Here is a 19,876-nt window from a genome sequence, read left to right as displayed (position 1 = left end):
AGTGCGGATTACCCGTGTGAAAGTAGGTAATCGTCAGGCTCCCCAGCAGCAAACAGAAACCCCACCCCGCAAAAGGTGGGGTTTCTGCGTTTACGGAAACGCTATTACAGCAACCGTCCAACATCTGGGTTCCGGAATCCAGGCGAAATTCGTTGGTAAGGGTCGCGATAGAGTAATGGGTGAAGCGAATATTTTTGTAAGCTTCCGGTTGTCAATCGACCATTTCCTTTCCATCTGTAATAAATTGCCGGCCACGCGCCACGCCAGCTTTCAGCTCCGTTAATCAATTTGAACTACCTCTGCCATGCACCAAATCAGGTCATTTTCCCATGAAAAATGGCTAAATTTTGTGCAAGTGCACATCTCATCCTATGTGCGCAATACCTAAGTCTGCAATAGAGTCTGCCGAGTACTGCACTAATTACTTAACATCTGTTTGCGGCGCTGCAAAAATCTTAATTTCGGGTTATCCTCGTTAACCCTTGACGCGTGTGCGACATTGGGACGCGTTGACCTGGCCCCCGAATCGAGTGATGCGCCTAATCGGCGCAATCAGACCGTAATGTGTATTTCAATGCTTTCAGTTTGACGGCCTTGATCCGGACGTTTTCCTGCTTCAGCCCTTTAAAGAACAAATGCAATCCCCACCGCTTCTAAGCCTCCTGATCTGGGTCCCCATCGTGGCGGGCATCATCGTTCTGCGAGCGGGTTCCGGTTCGCCCGGCCGCGCTCGCTGGCTCGCACTTATCGGTGCAATCGCCGGACTCCTGCCTGTCATTCCGCTGGTCGCGGGTTTCCAGAACGGCGTGCCGGCCATGCAGTTTGTCGAGAACGTCAAGTGGTTGCCGTCGTTCGACATCGCATGGCATCTTGGCGTAGACGGGATCTCACTGTGGCTGATCGTCCTGACCGCGCTGACGACCGTCGTCATCGTGGTGGCGGGATGGGAATCCATCAAGCTGCGCAGCGCACAGTATTTCGGCGCGTTCCTGATGCTGTCGGGCTTCATGCAAGGCGTGTTCAGCTCGCAAGACGGCATGCTGTTCTTCGTGTTCTTCGAAGCGACACTGATTCCGCTATACCTGTTGATCGGGACGTGGGGCAACAAGAACCGCTCGTACGCGGCGGTCAAGTTCTTCTTTTTCTCGCTGATCGGCTCGCTGATGATGCTGATCTCGATGCTGTATCTGTATGCACAGACTCACAGCTTCGACCTCGAAATCTGGCGCTCGGCCCAACTCGGTTTCGTGCCGCAGATGCTGGTTTTCCTCGGCTTCCTCGCCGCCTTCTCCGTGAAGGTGCCCATGTGGCCGGTGCACACCTGGCTGCCTGACGTCCACCTTGACGGACCGACCGGCGCAGCCGTGATGCTCGGCATGCTGAAGATCGGCGGCTATGGCCTGCTGCGCTTCGCGCTGCCTATCACCCCGCAAGCGAGCCACTTCTTTGCGCCGGCGATGATCACGCTGTCGCTCGTGGCCGTGATCTATTCGAGCCTGCTGGCACTCGTGCAGACCGACATCCGCAGGCTGCTCGCGTATTCGTCCGTGTCGCACATGGGCCTCGTCACGCTGGGCTTGTTCATCTTCAATCCGCTGGGCCAGGAAGGCGCGATCATGCAGATGATCTCGTACGGTCTGGTGTCCGGCGCCTTGCTATTGTGCACGGGCATGCTGCACGATCGCACGCAAACCGGCTCGATCGACGCCTACGGCGGCGTGGCCAACACAATGCCCAAGTTCGCGGTCTTCGTGATGCTGTTCTCGATGGCGAATGTTGGCTTGCCCGGCACCGCTGGCTTTGTCGGCGAGTTCATGGTCCTGATGGGCGCGGTCGGTTTCAACTTCTGGATCGGTGCACTCGCGGCGCTGACGCTGATTTTGAGCGCGTGCTACACGCTGTGGATGTACAAGCGCGTCATCTTCGGTGCGATCGCCAATGTGCGAGTCGCGAAACTAAGTGACGTGAGCAAGCGTGAGTTCGTGCTGCTGGGTGCCATGGCGGTATTGGTGCTGGGCATTGGTATCTATCCAAAGCCGTTCACGGATGCCATCAATCCGTCGTCGACCAGCCTGCTCGCGCAGACCAACCGCACGCCGCAACCGGTCGAGGCCGCCTCGGTCGAAAACGGCGAACGTTTGCAAGCCCGCGCTGCGGTAAACGCAACACACGCACCGGGCTGATTGCACTGATTGTTTAGCAGCGCCGTGTCTTCCGAAGGGGATACGGCGCGCTCGCTTTTGTTTTACCGAAGTGTGCGCAGCCCTCTGGATGTACGGTCGTTACAGGCTCGCGGTCCGTAGCGTTAGCAGTCGTTTTATCTCTTGATGTAAAGCAAGCACCGGTCATGTGCACAGAATTGTGCGGCAACGTGTCGCACGATTTGCGACTCGCAAGAGATCGTTGCAAAAATAGTTCTTTATAACAAGTTAACGACGCTTTACCATGCGACCGCTTACTAATGGAGAGCGGTCGGATGATGTTCATTGAAGACGTAAAGAGCAGGCAATCGATATGAAAGAAAAGACTCTACGGGGGGCGATGAGTTCCGTCGCCATTGGGCTGGTAACGCTGCTCTCAGGTTGTAGCAACCTGGATATCCTGGACCCCAAAGGCAGCGTGGGCGTCGCGGAGCGTGACCTCATTGCCACTTCGACATGGGCCATGCTCATCGTCGTGATTCCGGTCATTGCGCTGACGCTGCTGTTCGCGTGGCGCTATCGCGCATCTAACAAGAGCGCCGAGTACCGTCCTAACTGGTCGCATTCCACGGGCATTGAGATCGCGGTGTGGACCATCCCCACGCTGATCATTCTGTTCCTCGGTGTGCTGACCTGGAAGAGCACGCATGAGCTCGATCCGTACCGTCCGCTCGAATCGAGCGTGAAGCCGATCAACGTCGAAGTGGTCGCACTCGACTGGAAGTGGCTGTTCATCTACCCCGACCTCGGCATCGCTTCGGTCAACCAGCTCGCGATTCCCGTGGGCACGCCGGTGAACTTCAATATCACGTCGGACTCGGTGATGAACTCGTTCTTCATCCCGCAGCTCGGCGGCCAGATCTACGCGATGGCAGGCATGCAGACGAAGCTGCATCTGATTGCTGACGAAGCCGGCGACTACGCAGGCGAATCGGCCAACTTCAGCGGCAAGGGCTTCTCGGACATGAAGTTCCGTGCGCTTGCCGAGTCGCCCGCAGATTTCAACGCATGGGTCGCGAAAGTGCGCGCCTCGTCGGACAGCCTCGACATGAACCGCTACAACGTCGTGTCGCAGCCGGGTGAGAAAGCGCCGGTCACCTACTTCTCGTCGGTCGATCCGAAGCTCTTTCACAACATCATCGCCCGCTATAACAACGGCAACGTCATGGATCTGAAAGACGCCAGCAACTGTAAGGCCAAGGGGTAAAGCATGTTTGGTAAATTAACCCTCGACTCGATTCCGTACCACGAGCCGATTATTATGATGGCCGCTGCGATGATGGGCATCGCGGCGGTGGCGGTGTTAGGCACCGTGACGTATCTCGGCAAGTGGCGCTACTTGTGGAGCGAGTGGCTGACGTCGGTCGACCACAAGCGCCTCGGCGTCATGTACATCGTCGTTGCGATGATCATGCTGCTGCGCGGCTTCGCCGACGCAATCATGATGCGCACGCAATTGGCAATCGCGTATCACAACCCTGGTTATCTGCCGCCGCATCACTACGATCAGATCTTCTCCGCGCACGGCGTCATCATGATTTTCTTCATGGCGATGGTGTTCATGGTGGGCCTGATGAACCTGATCGTGCCGCTGCAGATCGGCGCACGTGACGTGGCATACCCGTTCCTGAACTCGCTGTCGTTCTGGATGACGGCAGTCAGCGTGATCCTGATCAACGTTTCGCTCGTGATCGGTGAATTTGCGCAGACCGGTTGGCTGGCTTATCCGCCGCTGTCGGAGCTGAAATTCAGTCCGGGTGTGGGAGTAGATTACTACATCTGGAGTTTGCAGCTCTCCGGTATTGGTACCTTGCTGACCGGGATCAACTTCTTCGTCACGATCGTCAAGATGCGCGCGCCTGGCATGACGTTCATGAAGATGCCGGTGTTCACGTGGACGGCACTGTGCACGAACGTGCTGATCATGGCTGCATTCCCGATTCTGACGGTCACGCTGGCCCTGCTCGGCCTCGATCGTTACCTCGGCATGCACTTCTTCACGAATGAAGGTGGCGGCAACGCCATGCTGTATCTGAACCTGATCTGGGCGTGGGGCCATCCGGAGGTGTACATCCTGATCCTGCCGGCGTTCGGTATCTTCTCGGAAGTCATCGCGACGTATGCGAAGAAGCCGCTGTTCGGCTACAAGACCATGGTCTATGCGACCTGCGCGATCATGGTGCTGTCGTTCCTCGTGTGGCTGCACCACTTCTTTACGATGGGTTCGGGCGCAGACGTGAATGCCTTCTTCGGCATCGCGACCATGATCATTGCGATTCCGACTGGCGTGAAAGTCTTCAACTGGCTGTTCACGATCTACAAGGGCCGCCTCGAGTTCTCGACGCCGGTGCTGTGGACGCTCGGCTTCATGGTCACCTTCACGATCGGCGGCATGACCGGCGTGATGATGGCGATTCCGGGCGCGGACTTCGTGCTGCACAACAGCCTGTTCCTGATTGCTCACTTCCACAACGTGATCATCGGCGGGGTGCTGTTCGGTTATCTGGCTGGTTTCAACTACTGGTTCCCGAAGGCGTTCGGTTTCAAGCTGAACGAAAAGCTCGGCAAGGCCGCATTCTGGTTCTGGCAGGTTGGCTTCTGGGTCGCGTTCACACCGCTTTACGTGCTCGGTTTCATGGGCATGACGCGCCGTCTGAATCACTACGACAACCCGCAATGGCATCCGTGGCTGCTGCTGGCTGAAGTGGGTGCAGTCCTGGTCGCTATCGGTATTGCGTGTCAACTGCTGCAGATCTACGTCAGCATTCGCGACCGTAATCTGCCGGGTAACCGCGACGTCTCGGGCGATCCGTGGGATGGCCGTACGCTGGAATGGTCGACCACGTCGCCGCCGCCGGTCTACAACTTCGCGCTCGTGCCGACGGTGCATGAGCTGGATGCGTTCACCGATATGAAGCAGCGCGCGAAGGTCGACAAGACCAAGCTGGTGTACCGCGACATTCACATGCCGTCGAACACGAGCGCTGGCCTCATCATCGCCACGTTCAGCCTGGTGCTCGGCTTCGCCGCAATCTGGCACATCTGGTGGCTCGCGATCATCGGCATCGTCGGGGCGATTGGTACGGTTATCGTCCATAGCTTCAGCGACGACCACGGCTATTACATTCCCGCCGAGACGGTTCGTCAGATCGAAGAAGGACGTAGCGCAGGTAAGGCGCTTGAATTGGCAGAGGTGGATTAATGTCACAGACGACTACTTTAGGGCACGACGTCCATCACGACGCGGATCACGTGCCGTCGCAATCGGTGTTCGGTTTCTGGCTGTACCTGATGACCGACTGCATCATCTTTGCTTCGCTGTTTGCAGTTTTTGCAGTGATGAGCCACCAGTTCGCCGGTGGCCCGACCGCCAAGGACATGTTTGAGATTCCGGGCGTCGCGCTGGAAACGGCGGCACTGCTGCTGAGCTCGATCACCTACGGCTTCGCCATGATCGGTGCGCACAAGGGCAAGAAGGGCATGCTGCTCGGCTGGCTCGTAGTGACGTTCCTGCTCGGCGCGTCGTTCCTCGTGCTCGAACTGCGCGAATTTGCGCACCTGATCTCGGTGGGCGCGGGTCCGGACCGCAGCGCGTTCTGGTCGTCGTTCTTCACGCTGGTCGGCACGCACGGTTTGCACGTGACGTTCGGCTTGCTGTGGATGATCGTGCTGGGCGTTCAGGTGATCCGCAGTCCTCAGCTGAGCGAGCGCGACCTGACGCGCCTGACGTGCCTGAGCCTCTTCTGGCACTTTCTGGACATCGTCTGGATCGGTGTCTTTACCTTTGTCTACCTTACGAGTGTGATCTAAATGGACCACGGACATACCGCTCACTCGGGTGAGAGCCACGGCAGCTTCGGTAGCTACACGGCTGGCTTCATCCTGTCCGTTCTGCTGACTGCTGCGGCATTCGGCATCATCATGACCGGTTCGTTGACCGGCCAAAGCGCGGTGCTGGCAATCGCCGGCCTGGCGTTTGTGCAGATCATCGTGCACCTGGTGTTCTTCCTGCATATGAACACCTCGTCGGCACAACGGTGGAACGTCATGGCGTTCGGCTTTACCGTGCTCACCGCCGTCATTCTGATCGTTGGCTCGTTGTGGATCATGCATAACGTCAGCATGAACATGATGTCGCGTTAAGCAGCGTTAGATGTATGCAGAACGGCCCCTCCAGGAGGGGCCGTTCTGCATTCTAAGCTAGTGTCGTTACTTGCGGCGCGGCGCCTTCGGCGCTGGCGCTGTTGTGTCGCGAATCACCAGTTCCGAAAGCGGCACCTTGTACGCGTCGCGCTTGGGCTTGATGCCTTCGATACGATCGATCGTCAGCGCGACCGCAATCGACGCGATCGCGGCGGTCGGAAAACCGACCGTGGTGAGCGCGGGACGAAACTGATGCGCGAGATGGATATTGGTCAGCCCGATCACCGAAAGATCCTGCGGCACACGCTTGCCGATATCCGTCGTCGCCTGGATCGCACCAATCGCCATCAGGTCGTTGGTCGCGAACAGCGCCGTCAGTTTAGGCTGCTCATTGAGCAGCGCGCGGGCCGCCTCGTAGCCCGCCTCGATCGAATCGCGGCAAGCGTGGACCTTCACTGCGTCCGCGGCGACACCTCGGGCAGCCAACGCCTCGACGAAGCCACGAAGGCGCGTCGATTGCGGTCCACCGGACCCTTCCCCCAGCAGCGCGCCAATCCGGCGATGACCAAGTTCGTACAGATGCGCGGCGGCGAGACCGCCCGCGTGTGTGTAGTCGACCGTGACGCAGGGCAGCGCGCGCGTCGCCTGAGCGCTCTCCCACATACACAGCACAAGCGCCGAGCCGCGCTGCGCAATATCGGCGAGTTCGCCCGCGCTGACGTCGGTGTTCATCACAATCACACCGGCGGCGAGCGTGCCGGCGATCTTGTCGAGGTAGGCGCGCGCAATCGCCGGGTTGTCGTCCGTGTTGCAGACCAGCAGGAAATAGCCACGCCGCCGCGCAGCGGTTTCAGCTTCCAGCACGAACTCAGGATAAAACGGGTTCGAGATATTCGAGAGCATCAAGGCGAGCGTGGATGTGCGCCCCTCGGCCAGTGCCCGCGCCGTGAGGTTAGGGCGATAACCGAGTTCGCGCACGGCGGCCATGACGCGTTCCACGGTGGTCGGCTTCACCTTCTGAGGATTGCGTAATACATTGGAAACAGTGGCCGCGGTGACCTGCGCGCGCTGCGCGACTTCGGCGAGTGTCACCATGAATGACGCATCGCAGCGAGGGTAAACGAGCGGTGAGCCATAGGGTATGGCCGCTTTTCTAATGTTTCGCCCATATATTGAGACGCTGTTGTAAGGGTTGCGTGTCCAGAACAGCTCGGCTAATTTCATGTTCAGGCACAGGAGGAAGACATGTTAATTCAAACAGCCATTTTGCCGTCGAAAAATTTAAGCGCTTAAATTTCACGACCCCCGGCCCGGGAATGGCCACCGCGAGCCACTACAAGCCACCATAAATTGAATATTGGAGACAACCATGAAGTTCAAAGCTGGGAAGTTTTTGCTGGCGGGTATCGCGTGTCTCGCGATGACGGCCGCAACCTACGCCGACGCCGCGACGCTGAGGGTCACGGTATCCGCACGCGGCAATCAGCGCGCGGTGTGGCAAAGCGCGTTCGATCAGTTCGAGAAGGCCAATCGGGATGTCGACCTGAAAGTGACCTATGTCGGTGAGGAGGCCTACAAGGTGCAGATGTCCGGCTGGCTCGCGACCGATCCGCCTGACGTGCTGAGCTGGCACAACGGCGAGCGCATGGCTTATTTCGCCAAGCGCGGCCTGCTCGACGACCTGAGCGCCGACTGGCAGAAGGACGGCTGGAACCAGACCTACGCCGCGGTCAAACCTCCGTCAACATACGCCGGCAAGCAATACGCCGCGCCGCTCGGCTACGACTCGTACGGATTCTTTTACCGCAAGGACCTGTTCGAGAAAGCGGGCATTACGGACGAACCCAAGACATGGGACGAGTTTCTCGCCGACTGCAAGAAGCTGAAGGCGGCGGGCATTGCACCGATCGCCGTGCCGGCCAAGGACTCATGGACACTCGCGGCCTGGTTCGACTATCTGGACCTGCGCATCAACGGCTACGCGTTTCACGAGCAACTGATGGCGGGCGACATCGCCTACACCGACCCGCGCGTTCGCAAGGTCTACGCGACGTGGAAGACGCTGATCGACGATAAGTACTTCGTCGACAACGCGCTCTCGTATGACGTCGATTCGGTGAGCCCGCTGCTCGTCAACGGTCAGGCCGCGATGATGCTGATGGGCACGTTCTTCTCGGCAGGCCTACCGGCTGCAACCCGCGACAAGATGGGCTACTTCCGCTTCCCGGTGATCGACTCGGCCGTGCCGATGGCCGAAGACGGTCCGGTCAACATCCTGATGATTCCCGCGAAGGCCACCAACAAGAAGGATGCGCACCGTCTGCTTGCCTTCATGGCGCAACCGCAGATCAACGGTGAACTGGCGAAGGGCTGGGGGCAGTTGCCGTCGAACAACCAGGCGCCTGAGCCGCAGGACCCGATCTCGAAGATCGGCTTCCAGATCCTCTCGAGCACGCCCGGTGGTGTGGCGCAGTTCTACGACCGCGACATGACCAAGGAAATGGCCGACGAGGGTATGAAGGGAATGCAGCAGTTCTATAGCGATCCTAACCAGATCGATGCGATCCTGAACCACCTCGAACAGTTCCGCCAACGGATCTACAAGAAGTAGGCGAAGGCATGCCCGGGTTGTGGCGTATTGCGCAGCGTGTCTGAGCAGCGAATGCGCCGTAACCCGGCAATCTGCATCTGGACGAGGAACCTGAACGTGTCCACCACCATGTCCGACAAAGCCGTGCCCGTCAGCCGCACACGGCGCAGGGCGCCTGCGCCGCTGAGCCGTCGGCGCAATCGCGCGGCGTTGCTGTTCCTGTTGCCGGGCGGCCTGCTGTTTGCGATCTACGTGATCTACCCAATAATCAGCAGCATCGTGCTGAGCTTCTATAACTGGGACGGCATGACGCCGCGGGTTTTCGCGGGACTCGACAACTACCGCGAACTGCTGCACTCCGACACGTTCTACACGGCGCTGAAGAACAACGTCATCTGGCTTGTGCTGTTTCTGCTCGCGCCGCCCTGCGGTCTGGCGCTCGCGCTCTATCTGAACCAGAACGTGCGCGGTATCCGGCTCGTGAAATCGCTGTTCTTTGCGCCGTTCGTGCTGCCGGGCGTTGTGGTCGGGCTAGTGTTCGGCTGGTTCTACGATCCGACCTTCGGCTTGCTGAAGCTGGTCGTCGGACACGGCGTGCCGGTGCTTGGCGATCCGCGCTACGTGACCTACGGCATCATTTTCGCCGCGCTGTGGCCGCAGATTCCGTTCTGCATGATTCTCTACCTAACGGGGCTCACCGGCATCAACAGCGAGGTGATCGAAGCGGCCCGCATGGAGGGCGCCGAAGGCCTCAAGCTGCTATGGCACGTGATCCTGCCGCAACTGCGGCCCGCCACGTTCATGGCCGTCGTGCTGACGGTGATTGGCGCGCTGCGCAGCTTCGATCTGATTTCGGTGATGAGCGGAGGCGGCCCATTCGACAGTTCGACGGTGCTCGCCTATTTCATGTACGACCAGGCGATCAAGTACTACCGCGAGGGTTATTCCGCTGCGATTGCGGTTGTGCTGTTCATGATCATGCTGATCTTCATCGTGTGGCAATTGCGGCGTCTCGTGCGCAGCGAATCCTGAGGAGCCGACATGTATCCGATGCCTGTTGCCCGCTGGCGTCCCGGCAGCCGCCTGCTCTACAAGCTCTCGCTACCGTGCGCGTTGCTGCTTTGGCTGTTGCCCTTGCTCGCGGTGCTGGTGACGTCGATACGCTCCAGCGACGAACTCTCGGCCGGCAATTACTGGGGTTGGCCCGAACACTTCGCGCTGGCCGAAAACTATGGCACGGCACTCACGCAAACGCCGATGCTCCATTACTTCTGGAACAGCATCCTTATCACGGTGCCTTCAGTGGCGGTGTCGATCTTTCTGGCCTCGATGGCGGGACACGCGCTGGCGAACTATCGCTTTCGCGGCAATCTGCTGCTGCTCGCTATCTTCGTGGCGGGCAACTTCGTGCCGGTGCAGATCCTGATGATTCCGGTTCGGCAACTGACGCTGACTCTCGGCCTGTACAACACCGTGTTAGGGCTGGTGCTGTTTCACACCGCTTTTCAGACCGGTTTCTGCACGCTGTTCCTGCGTAACTTCATCCGCGCCTTACCGTACGAACTGATCGAGGCGGCACGCGTAGAAGGCGCGAGCGAGTGGGCGGTCTACACGCGCATCGTATTGCCGCTCGTGCGGCCGGCGCTTGCCGCACTCGGCATCCTCGTCTTCACGTTCGTCTGGAACGACTATTTCTGGGCGCTGTGTCTCACACAAGGCGATGACGCGGCGCCTATCACCGTGGGCGTCGCGGCGCTTAAAGGGCAATGGACGACCTCGTGGAATCTCGTTTCCGCGGGGTCGGTGCTGGCCGCGCTGCCTTCGGTCGCGATGTTCTTTGCCATGCAGAAGCACTTTGTGACCGGACTCACGTTCGGCGCGACCAAGGGATAGCGGCGCGGGCCGCGATCGCTGCGACCGCAGCGCTCACCACGATCACAACGTCTAGCGGGAGCACCATGCATCTAGGAGTTTGCTATTACCCCGAACAATGGCCGCAGCATCAATGGGACAGCGATGCGCGCCGGATGGCGGAACTGGGCATCAGCCGCGTGCGCATCGGCGAATTCGCGTGGAGCCGGATGGAGCCCGAACCGGGCCGCTATGAATGGGCGTGGCTCGATCACGCCATCGAGGTGCTGGCCAAACACGGCCTGAAGGTCATTCTCTGCACGCCGACGGCGACGCCGCCCAGATGGCTGATCGATCTGCATCCCGAGATTTTGCCGATCAACAAAGACGGCATCACGCTCAATTTCGGCTCGCGGCGGCATTACGATATGTCGAGCGAGGTGTATCGCGAGCACTGCGCGCGCATCGTGACGCAGATGGTGCAACGCTACGGCACGCATCCTGCGGTGATCGCCTGGCAGACCGACAACGAACTGGCTTGCCATGACACCTCGCCGAGCTACACGGAGGCCGCCCGCAAGCGTTTCGGTAAATGGCTTGCGGCGCGCTACGGCGAAGTGGAGCGGCTGAACACGGCTTGGGGCAACGTGTTCTGGAGCATGGAGTACCGCAGCTTCGACGAGATCGGCCTGCCGAACCGCACACCCACCGATGCGAACCCCAGCCACTGGCTCGACTTCCGGCGTTTCATGTCGAGCGAGGTGGCGAGCTTCCATGGCTTGCAGGGCGATCTGATCCGCGCAAATGCGCCGGGGCGCGACCTGCTGCACAACTTCATGGGCTTTTTCACGAGCTTCGACCATTACGAGTTCGCCGAAAGCGGATTAGACGTCGCCGCGTGGGACAGCTATCCGCTGCCGCGCACGGAAGTGCTGTGGTTCGACGACGCCGAGAAGCACCGCTGGGCACGCACGGGGCATCCGGACATTCCGGCCTTCAATCACGATCTGTACCGCGGCGTCGGCAAGGGGCGCATGTGGGTAATGGAGCAGCAGGTCGGGCCGGTCAACTGGGCGCCGTACAACCCGGTGCCGAAGGCCGGCATGGCGCGTCTCTGGACGTGGGAGGCGTTCGCGCACGGCGCGGAACTGGTGTCGTATTTCCGCTGGCGCCAGGCGCCCTTTGCGCAGGAGCAGATGCATTCGGGCATCAATGCGCCAGACGACAAGCTGACCGCAGGCGGCCATGAGATCGCCCGGGTGTCGCGTGAACTGGCGAGTTTCGACCAGGCCACGGCGGGTCAAGCCAAGCATGCCCCCGTGGCCTTGCTGTTCGACTACCCGGCCGACTGGATCGTGCAGATCCAGCGCCATGGTGTCGATTTCGATTATCAACGCCTCGTCTTCGAGTGGTACTCATGCCTGCGCGAGATGGGCGTGGATGTGGATATGCTGCCGGCGACTGCCGATCTGAGCGGCTACCGGCTGGTGGTGGCGCCATCATTGCCGGTCGTGCCGGATGCACTGATCGCGCAGATCCGGACCGGCAACGCACACTGGCTATTCGGGCCCAGGACGGGTTCGAAGACCGCGGACTTCAACATTCCCGCCACGCTGCCTCCGGGCCCGCTGCAGGCCGTTCTGGACGTGCGCGTGTCGCAAAGCGAATCGCTACGCCCGTCGCTGCGGCCGGCCGCGACGTTCGACGGTGTAAGAGGACAGGGCCGAAGCTGGCGCGACCACATTGAGCCGGGTGCGGGTGTCGAAGTCACGGCGGCTTTCGACGACGGCGTGCCGGCTGTCGTGCAGGCCGGCCGGGTTCGCATGACGACGGCCTGCTTCGATCCGGCGTTGCAGCGAGCCGTGTTGGAACGCTGCGTGCGCGACGCCGGCATCGAGGTGGTGACGCTGCCCGAGGGCGCCCGCTTGCGCCGCCTCGGCAACGTGCGTTTCGCCTTCAATTACGGGGATACGGCGTGGCGTGTGCCGGCGCCGGAGGGCGCGCATTTCGTGCTGGGCGGCCGCGAAACCGGACCGGCTGAAGTCGCAGCGTGGATCGAAACGCACTGACGTCGGGTGCCGGTGCGCTAACACGATCCAGCTAGCTTTGGCATACTGCGGGTTCACCCGTGCGTCGTACCGGCTACCTCTTGGGGTTTCGGTCCACGCGCATTGCCGATAGCCGACTGCGCGCGCCGAGCGGAATTCCCGCGATGACGTATGCAGTCAGCATTACTTCATCGATGAACTACTCCCGGCTCGTCAGTCTCACGCGCATCCCGTCCTTCATGTCGCTGGCGGGCGCGACCCTGATGCTTGGGGTTGCCATGTCGTTCACCGCGCCGTATCTGTCGCTGTTCGGCGTGGAGCGAGCCGGGATGACGCCGCTCAAGCTTGGGCTGTTCATGACGCTGATCGCGGCGAGCGGGGTGGCGGCGAGCGGCTGGGCCGGCAAATGGTCCGATCGCCACGGTCATCACCGTACGCTGCTGCTGGCGGCGCTCGGCGCGGCGGCGTTGGGTTTCCTGTTGTTGTGTTTCGTGCGCGACTACCGCGCGCTCCTTATCATTGGGATTGCGTTCCTCGGCGCAGGCGGTTCGGCACTCTCGCTGGTGTTCTCGTTCGGCCGCGCGGCGCTGCCCGTGACGAGCGAGTCTGAGCGGACTTTTGCCACCGCAACGCTGCGGACGGTGCTGTCGGTGGCGTGGGTGTTCGGACCCTCGGTGGGTGCACTGGTGCTGGCGGGGATCGGCTTCTACGGGCTCTTTCTGTTCGCGGCGGCGTGCTTTGTGGCTTGCGGCGCCATCATCTGGCGCATGCACGAAGCTCCGGGTGGAGACTTGCATGAGTTGCCGGACCACGTCCCCGGCGATCCGGCTTCGTCGCTGGAAGTCACCACGGTCGAGCCCGAAACGCCGGTTAAGCCTGATTTCGTTCATCCGGTCGCGCCGTCACGCGTGATCTGGCGCTCGGTGCTGGCGCTGACGCTGATCGGCCTCGCCGCCAACGCGACGATGATCGTGTTGCCGCTCTATGTCGTCCACGGTCTGCACGGCACCCGCATCGACGTGTCGATCATGCTCGGCCTCGGCGCTTTCCTCGAAATTCCGATGATGCTGGCGCTGGGCGCCCGCGGCGCGACGCTGAACAAGCTGCGCTGGCTCGCTGCGTGCGCTGGCGTGCATATGCTGTATTTCATCTGCGTGGCCTCAGTCGGTTCCATATCGTTCCTGATTCCGATGCAGGCGCTCAACGCGTTCGTGGTGGCGGTGACCTCGTGTCTCGGCATGACCTATGTGCAGGATCTGATGCCACGCTCGCCCGGCCAGGCCACGGCGCTGTTCTTCAACTCGGCCCGGGTCGGCTCGATTCTGTCGGGCGTGCTATCCGGGTTGCTGGTCGCCGGGGTCGGCTATAGGGGCACGTTCCTGTTCTGCGGTTTACTCGCGCTCGGGGCGCTGATCCTGTTCGCGGATCCGCCGTGGCGGCGCTGGGCGCGCTATGTTCAGGACCGGTGGCCGAGCCGTTAGGAGTGACGTCCTGTGTCTGCACACAACTGGGTTGATCTACACCAGCACGAACGCACCGGGATAGAAACGCTGCGTGCGCATTTCGAAGGGCATGCCTACGATCCGCACTGGCATGACGCGTATCTCATCGGTTTCACCGAGCAAGGCGTGCAGCAGTTCGATTGCCGTCGCGCGCGTGTTCAAAGCACGCCGGGCCATGTGCTGATGCTGGAGCCGGGCGATATCCACGACGGCCATGCGCCGTCGGAGGGCGGCTTCACCTATTCGATGCTGTACCTCCAGCCGGATTGGCTCACGCGCGAACTGAGAACATGGTCGGATGCAGTGCCCGCAACGGGGCAGCCGCAGTTCCCCGCTACCCTGAGCGACGACATCGCGCTTGTCACCTCAATCGCCACACTGTTTCGCGTGTTGCGTAGCGAAGAGACCCGCGTCGTGCAGCAGGCAGCCACCGACAGCCTGCTCGAACACCTGAGTCGCCATCTCGTCTGGCGCCTGCGTCATGAAGGCGATCCCCGCATCCCCCCAGTCGCACAACGCGCGCGTGACTATCTGCATGCCCATCTGCACGATGACATCGGCCTCGACGGTCTGGCTGCGGCGTGCGGGGTCGATCGCTTTCGTCTGTCGCGTGCGTTCAAGGCCAGTTTTGGGCTTGCGCCGCATGCTTATCTGATCCAGTTGCGGCTGACCAAGGCACGTCAATGGCTTGCGCGCGGGGTGGCGCCGGCGGAGGTCGCGCACGCGCTCTGTTTTGCCGACCAGAGTCATCTGGGGCGGTGGTTTCGCCGCGCCTACGGGCTGACGCCCGCACACTACGGCAAGCGCTGCACAAATCTTCCAGACTCCGCGCTGAGCCACGTTTAGTCTTGCCCTTGAAGGGCCTGAAGCGGTTGGTGCCGCGCGGGTCCGCGGAGCACGGCTCCGAAATGACTCATTCTTCGACCATTAAGGCTCCAAAGGATGAGTCAACGTGATACGGCAAAGGAATGGAAGGGATGGAGTTCGATACGAAAGTGGCGCTCGTGGTGCGTGACGACCTGGCGTCATGGCAGAAGCTGAACGTCACCGCGTTTCTCGCCACCGGCATTGCCGCAACGGCCCCTGCGGCGATTGGCAAACCGTACGAAGACGCGAATGGACGGCAGTACGCCGCGTTACTTGGGCAGCCCATGATGATTTATGGCGGCGACGCGTCTGGCCTTCTACGCGCGTTTCAGCAGGGCCAGCAACGCGAGTTGAACATCGCGGTCTACGTGAAAGCGATGTTCTCCACCGGCAACGACGACGACAATCGCGCCGCCTTCCATGCCGAACCCACTGACCAGCCCGACCTGGTTGGGATCGCATTGCGCGGGCCGAAGAAGGCGGTCGACAAGGCCATCAAGGGGCTGTCATTGCATCCGTGATGCACGTGATGGTCTAAGACGGATTCGCATGCGCGAACCCGGTTATGAGCGTCGTTTAGCCCCTCGTAGCGAGATCCGCAAAACTGATCGATTTTGCTTCGCACGCTTGTGTGAAGGCCGCATCGTAGCTCGTGAAGAAAACCACGCGGTCCTGGCCCAGCTGTTTGAACAGATCGACCAGGACAGCGCGCGCAGCGGCGTCGAGCCCGCCACCCGGTTCATCCGCAATGACGACGGTCGGCGCCCCGACCGATGCCGACGTCAGGAAGATTTTCTTGCGCGTGCCGAACGACATCTGCTCGAAGCGCTTCTCGAGATGAGGCGTGACGCCCAAGCGGTCTGCCAGTTCGAGCGTGTGGTTCTCGAGAGCTGTCTGTCTTTGCGCGGCTACGCGTTCGAGAAACTCTCGCCCAGTCTCGAGCGGATACGTCAGGCAGTCCTCGGGCACGTAGGTGAGGGCGGATTTGGCCGCAAGCGGCGCGGTGCGCAGCGAATGACCGCCCAGCCAGACCTCGCCCGCATCGGCCTCGATCTCGCCAGCGAGAATGCCGAGCAGGGTTGACTTGCCGCTGCCGCTTTCGTCGTTCAGCGCGACGCAGCCCGCACTGGCGCTGTAATGCAGTCCGTGAAAGATGGTGCGTCCGCCGTAGCGTTTGCACAGATTGTCGAATCTAAGCATGGCTCATCCAGTTTCTCAGACTGGCAAGTTTACATTCTTAGGGCGAGGAAGGCGTGTAGATCGCGTCGCATACGCGTCCTGCCGTGTCTCATCCATCCCACGCCGAGCCAGAATTAATTCAACCGGCATCGGTTCGCACGTAAAATGCCGCCCATACGACTCGTGGAAGCTGGTGAAAATCCAGCGCGGTCGCGCCACTGTGACCGGTTTCAGCATGAACCGGAAGTCAGACCTCGGCGTCGTATCCCTCTTCCGACTTTGGGGCGCGTAATCCCCAGGAGATATCCGTATGGCCGACATTGTCTGCGGTCTGGACGTTGAGCCAGACCCGTATCCCGTAGATTGCCCAGCTTCGTGTCCGGTTGCGAATCTCCGTTGCGCGTGTGTGTCGACGCACGCATCGGTATACGAGCACGCACGTCTCTAAGGCGCGCTAACCGCACGCCCCCCGGCTTGAGGGTTGATCTTGCTTTGCCCACACCACGGCTTGGAGTGCTGCGCATCCTTCGACAAGGAAAGAGCTTTGCAATGACCTGTATCGGACATCGAACGATCGCGTTCGCGCACGCGGCATGTCATCCAATCTTCTAGTAATAAGGATGTCCCTTTTGAAGTTCCGTCGTCTCATCATCACTTCGGCCTTGACCGTCTCGGCGTGCCAGATTGCGCAAGCCGCGGACGACTCGACGTTGCCGCAACCGGACCAACAAGCTCCGGCAACCACCACGCTGCCGAATATCCTCGTGACCGGCGACACTCAGCATCTACCGCAATCGTTCGATCAACGCTATGCCTCGACGCAGGTTCTTACTCGCGCGGACCTGAACCGACTGTCGCCGATTGACCCTAGTATCACGCAGGCCCTCGCCACATTGCCCGGCGTGACGATTACGCAAAACGGCGGCCCGGGTTCTTTGGCCGGCGTTAGTATCCGTGGTTCGTCGACGAATCAGGTCGCGGTGTTTATCGATGGTATCCGGGTCGGCTCCGCCACCACCGGCGAAGCGGAGTGGGCCGATCTGCCGACCTCCGCGTTCGACCGCGTCGAAGTCATTTCTGGCCCGGCGGCCGCGTCATTCGGTGCGGATGCCATGGGCGGCGTCGTGCAATTGTTCACGAACCACGCTTCAAATCAGCCGAACCAGACCACGATTTCCGCGGGCGGCGGCTCGAACAAGACCTTCGATACGCAGGTCCGGACTTCAGGCAGTATTCCGTCCACCGGTCCCCTGGCTGCGTTGTCCGGGCTAACCTACTCGCTGGGCCTGCATGACTACAACACGGCGGGCATCGACGCGACCGCGCCGTGGGCCTATGGCCACGAGGATGGCCGTAACCCGTACCATGCACAGAACGTGGACGCACGCCTCGGCTATGCGCACGACAACTGGTCGATCTCCACGTTTGCCCTTTACCACAAGTCAGATCTCTCTTATGACAATGCGGGCGGCGATGACCGGCAACTCGATCATCAACTGACGACGGGCGTGGCGTTCCATCTGGATATCACGCCTTTCACCCAGTTCGACCAGTCGGTTGGCTATGCGAACGACCGTCAGTTCCTGTATTCGAACGCGCCGGGTATCCCGACCGACGAGATCGACTCGACGCGCATCAGCTCGTCTACCTCGCTGACGCATCAGGAACACGGGCTTAAGCTTTTCAATTTGCCCCTGTCGGGCGAGACGAAACTCACTTACGACCTTTCGCGCGAGCAAGCCTTCCTGCCGATCGACATTCCCTCGGGCGTGCCGACACGTAACGATTCAGCCGTCTCTCTGCATCAATCAGCCACGTTGGGTGATTTGACGGTGTTCCTTGCGGGGCGCCACGAGATTATCGAGGGCCAGTCGGTCAATACCGGCAATATCGCCGTGGCCTATGCGATCACACCGATTTATACGGCACGGCTTTCGTATGGCAACGCATTCCGTCTGCCAACTTTCGATGATCTGTACTATCCAGGTTACGGGAACCCGAACCTGTTGCCTGAGCGCAGCGATACGGTTGAAGCCGCACTGGACGCCGCCACGTCGTTCGGTACCTTCACGGCTGCTGTGTATGACACGCGCGCCCACGACCTGATCACGTATGACTCGGAGACCTTTCTCCCCGTGAACGTCGGCCGGGCGCATATTCAAGGTATCGACCTCTCATACAAGGGCGCGCTCGGCAATTCGACGCCTGTCAGTCTCGCGGTCGGCATTCTGAATCCGCAGGACGTCACTGATCAGACGTGGCTGAATCGCCGTCCGCGTCAAACCGTCAGCCTGACTGTCGATCACACGTGGGACGAGTTTCATATGCATGCGCTGAGCACCGGGGTCTCGCTGCTTTACGGCGGCTCGACTTTCGACGACCAGGCAAACTCGATCTATCTGCCGTCGTACACAACGGTCGGATTGCGTGCTGCGTACAAGGTCAATTCGCATCTGACCGTGTCCGCGAACCTGTCGAACCTCTTTAACCGGCAGTATGTGACGGCGTACGGCTACAACTCGCTGGGCCGGACGGCATTCGGTAAGGTTTCCTACACGTTCTAAGCTGGGCTGGTCGCAAGCGATTGACCTGATCGCTTGCGACCGCCTGGCCGCCGACAGGCTCGCGCTTTCTCTTTACCCCTTACGGAACACCGGCGCACCCCACGGAGCACCCGTCGTACCGCCGTCGACCACGATTTCCGCCGCAGTAGTTCCCGAAGCGTCATCCGAGGCGAGGAACAAGGCGGCTTTGGCCACTTCTTCCGGCGTGGCGAAACGAGCGAGCGGAATACCCGCGGCAAGCGCTCCTTCAGTCGCGTCGATGGTTGCCCCGGTTCTTGCGCCGCGTGTCCAGATCGGCGTGCGCGTGCCGCCTGGGATAACCGTGTTCACGCGGATGCCGCGCGTGACGAGTTCAGATGCAAACACCTTTGCCATGCCGGTCACGCCCGCCTTGGTGGCGGAATAAGCGGCTGAGCCCGGCGAACCGAGCTCGCGCATGACCGATCCGTTGAGGACGATCGAACCACCCGCGCCCATCAGCGGCAACGCTCCTTGAACGGTGAGGAAAACGGCGGTGAGGTTGGTGCGCAGAATGGCCTCGAACGCGGCGGCGGTCGTGCCGCCGAGCGGCGTCGGGCCGGAGATGCCTGCGTTGGCGAACACCACGTCGAGCGACCCATAGGCTTCCTGGATCTGCTTGAACATCGAATCGATCGCCGCCGGATCGTCGAGATCGACGGCGATGCCGAGGGCGTTTTCACCCAGTTCGGCCACCGCGTTGTCCAACTTCGAGCGATCGCGCCCCGTAATCACAACACGGGCGCCTTCGGCGATCAAAAGTTGTGCCGCAGCAAAGCCAATGCCACTGTTGCCGCCAGTCACGAGCGCTGTTTTTCCAGAAAAACGCATTTTCCTTCTCCTGTGTAGTGCGCGGCGAGATCGCGTCCAGAGCCGCGTCTGCTCGCCTTGCGAAAACCTATTATGCGGCGCA

General features: G+C 60.7%; 17 protein-coding genes and 1 riboswitch. Of the genes, 14 read left to right on the top strand and 3 right to left on the bottom strand.

Annotated elements, in window-relative coordinates:
• The 6 genes from P3T40_RS08930 to cyoD all read left to right on the top strand — a co-directional run.
• On the top strand, positions 1–283 hold a 283-nt coding region (locus P3T40_RS08930), incomplete at its 5' end, for a hypothetical protein (RefSeq protein ID WP_429267317.1).
• Positions 284–635: 352 nt separating this feature from the next.
• Positions 636–2,183 (top strand): complex I subunit 4 family protein, encoded by a 1,548-nt coding sequence (locus tag P3T40_RS08925; protein WP_429267316.1) that lies wholly within the window; start codon positions 636–638, stop codon positions 2,181–2,183.
• Between the two features lie 331 nt (positions 2,184–2,514).
• Positions 2,515–3,408 carry a ubiquinol oxidase subunit II gene (cyoA, locus tag P3T40_RS08920; RefSeq protein ID WP_429267315.1) on the top strand — a complete coding sequence of 298 codons (894 nt, stop codon included), beginning with the start codon at positions 2,515–2,517 and terminating at the stop codon, positions 3,406–3,408.
• 3 nt (positions 3,409–3,411) lie between these two features.
• Positions 3,412–5,403, top strand: coding sequence for a cytochrome o ubiquinol oxidase subunit I (gene cyoB, locus P3T40_RS08915; protein WP_429267314.1), 1,992 nt, complete (start codon positions 3,412–3,414; stop codon positions 5,401–5,403).
• Positions 5,403–6,011 carry a cytochrome o ubiquinol oxidase subunit III gene (cyoC, locus tag P3T40_RS08910; protein ID WP_429267313.1) on the top strand — a complete coding sequence of 203 codons (609 nt, stop codon included), beginning with the start codon at positions 5,403–5,405 and terminating at the stop codon, positions 6,009–6,011. Before cyoB ends, cyoC begins: the two co-directional genes overlap by 1 nt.
• Positions 6,012–6,344, top strand: coding sequence for a cytochrome o ubiquinol oxidase subunit IV (cyoD, locus tag P3T40_RS08905; RefSeq protein WP_429267312.1), 333 nt, complete (start codon positions 6,012–6,014; stop codon positions 6,342–6,344). It begins immediately after the preceding gene.
• 66 nt (positions 6,345–6,410) lie between these two features.
• On the opposite strand, the gene P3T40_RS08900 is transcribed toward cyoD, so the two are convergent.
• Positions 6,411–7,439: a LacI family DNA-binding transcriptional regulator gene (locus P3T40_RS08900; protein ID WP_429267311.1), complete on the bottom strand. Its 1,029-nt coding sequence runs from the start codon at positions 7,437–7,439 to the stop codon at positions 6,411–6,413.
• A gap of 274 nt (positions 7,440–7,713) precedes the next feature.
• Here P3T40_RS08900 and P3T40_RS08895 point away from each other — a divergent pair, with 274 nt between their 5' ends.
• The 7 genes from P3T40_RS08895 to P3T40_RS08865 all read left to right on the top strand — a co-directional run bounded on the left by P3T40_RS08895 (position 7,714) and on the right by P3T40_RS08865 (position 15,723).
• Positions 7,714–8,955, top strand: coding sequence for an ABC transporter substrate-binding protein (locus P3T40_RS08895; protein ID WP_429267310.1), 1,242 nt, complete (start codon positions 7,714–7,716; stop codon positions 8,953–8,955).
• A gap of 108 nt (positions 8,956–9,063) precedes the next feature.
• On the top strand, positions 9,064–9,966 hold the full coding sequence (locus P3T40_RS08890; RefSeq protein WP_429267332.1) for a carbohydrate ABC transporter permease: 903 nt from the start codon (positions 9,064–9,066) through the stop codon (positions 9,964–9,966).
• 9 nt (positions 9,967–9,975) lie between these two features.
• Positions 9,976–10,827: a carbohydrate ABC transporter permease gene (locus P3T40_RS08885; protein ID WP_429267309.1), complete on the top strand. Its 852-nt coding sequence runs from the start codon at positions 9,976–9,978 to the stop codon at positions 10,825–10,827.
• Positions 10,828–10,892: 65 nt separating this feature from the next.
• Positions 10,893–12,854, top strand: a complete 1,962-nt coding sequence (locus tag P3T40_RS08880) for a beta-galactosidase (RefSeq protein WP_429267308.1) — start codon at positions 10,893–10,895, stop codon at positions 12,852–12,854.
• Between the two features lie 143 nt (positions 12,855–12,997).
• The gene (locus P3T40_RS08875) at positions 12,998–14,314 is read left to right on the top strand and encodes a sugar efflux transporter (RefSeq protein ID WP_429267307.1); all 1,317 of its coding nucleotides are present in this window, start codon (positions 12,998–13,000) and stop codon (positions 14,312–14,314) included.
• Between the two features lie 12 nt (positions 14,315–14,326).
• On the top strand, positions 14,327–15,181 hold the full coding sequence (locus P3T40_RS08870; protein ID WP_429267306.1) for an AraC family transcriptional regulator: 855 nt from the start codon (positions 14,327–14,329) through the stop codon (positions 15,179–15,181).
• Between the two features lie 131 nt (positions 15,182–15,312).
• Positions 15,313–15,723 (top strand): DUF2000 family protein, encoded by a 411-nt coding sequence (locus P3T40_RS08865; RefSeq protein ID WP_429267305.1) that lies wholly within the window; start codon positions 15,313–15,315, stop codon positions 15,721–15,723.
• Positions 15,724–15,778: 55 nt separating this feature from the next.
• Here P3T40_RS08865 and P3T40_RS08860 read toward each other — a convergent pair whose 3' ends face one another.
• Positions 15,779–16,402, bottom strand: coding sequence for an ABC transporter ATP-binding protein (locus P3T40_RS08860; protein ID WP_429267304.1), 624 nt, complete (start codon positions 16,400–16,402; stop codon positions 15,779–15,781).
• Between the two features lie 153 nt (positions 16,403–16,555).
• Positions 16,556–16,647: riboswitch (adenosylcobalamin (AdoCbl) riboswitch) on the top strand.
• A gap of 354 nt (positions 16,648–17,001) precedes the next feature.
• Here P3T40_RS08860 and P3T40_RS08855 point away from each other — a divergent pair.
• A complete protein-coding gene (locus P3T40_RS08855; protein ID WP_429267303.1) occupies positions 17,002–18,945 on the top strand; it encodes a TonB-dependent receptor domain-containing protein in 1,944 nt (647 codons plus the stop codon).
• Between the two features lie 72 nt (positions 18,946–19,017).
• Here the strand turns inward: P3T40_RS08855 and P3T40_RS08850 are convergent, their stop codons facing one another.
• Entirely contained in the window at positions 19,018–19,794 is a 777-nt protein-coding gene (locus tag P3T40_RS08850) for an SDR family NAD(P)-dependent oxidoreductase (RefSeq protein ID WP_429267302.1), read from the bottom strand.
• Positions 19,795–19,876: the final 82 nt, after the last annotated feature.

The sequence above is a fragment of the Paraburkholderia sp. EB58 genome, assembly GCF_050436665.1.
GTDB lineage: Bacteria > Pseudomonadota > Gammaproteobacteria > Burkholderiales > Burkholderiaceae > Paraburkholderia.
This window is presented reverse-complemented; position numbering and strand designations above follow the sequence as displayed.

Coding starts and splice junctions, on each gene's coding strand:
- P3T40_RS08890 (WP_429267332.1), top strand. CDS start 9,064: ATGTCCGACAAAGCCGTGCCCGTCAGCCGCACACGGCGCAGGGCGCCT.
- P3T40_RS08925 (WP_429267316.1), top strand. CDS start 636: ATGCAATCCCCACCGCTTCTAAGCCTCCTGATCTGGGTCCCCATCGTG.
- P3T40_RS08900 (WP_429267311.1), bottom strand. CDS start 7,439: ATGGTGACACTCGCCGAAGTCGCGCAGCGCGCGCAGGTCACCGCGGCC.
- cyoD (WP_429267312.1), top strand. CDS start 6,012: ATGGACCACGGACATACCGCTCACTCGGGTGAGAGCCACGGCAGCTTC.
- P3T40_RS08850 (WP_429267302.1), bottom strand. CDS start 19,794: ATGCGTTTTTCTGGAAAAACAGCGCTCGTGACTGGCGGCAACAGTGGC.
- cyoA (WP_429267315.1), top strand. CDS start 2,515: ATGAAAGAAAAGACTCTACGGGGGGCGATGAGTTCCGTCGCCATTGGG.
- P3T40_RS08880 (WP_429267308.1), top strand. CDS start 10,893: ATGCATCTAGGAGTTTGCTATTACCCCGAACAATGGCCGCAGCATCAA.
- cyoB (WP_429267314.1), top strand. CDS start 3,412: ATGTTTGGTAAATTAACCCTCGACTCGATTCCGTACCACGAGCCGATT.
- P3T40_RS08885 (WP_429267309.1), top strand. CDS start 9,976: ATGTATCCGATGCCTGTTGCCCGCTGGCGTCCCGGCAGCCGCCTGCTC.
- P3T40_RS08855 (WP_429267303.1), top strand. CDS start 17,002: ATGTCCCTTTTGAAGTTCCGTCGTCTCATCATCACTTCGGCCTTGACC.
- P3T40_RS08865 (WP_429267305.1), top strand. CDS start 15,313: ATGGAGTTCGATACGAAAGTGGCGCTCGTGGTGCGTGACGACCTGGCG.
- cyoC (WP_429267313.1), top strand. CDS start 5,403: ATGTCACAGACGACTACTTTAGGGCACGACGTCCATCACGACGCGGAT.
- P3T40_RS08860 (WP_429267304.1), bottom strand. CDS start 16,402: ATGCTTAGATTCGACAATCTGTGCAAACGCTACGGCGGACGCACCATC.
- P3T40_RS08875 (WP_429267307.1), top strand. CDS start 12,998: ATGACGTATGCAGTCAGCATTACTTCATCGATGAACTACTCCCGGCTC.
- P3T40_RS08895 (WP_429267310.1), top strand. CDS start 7,714: ATGAAGTTCAAAGCTGGGAAGTTTTTGCTGGCGGGTATCGCGTGTCTC.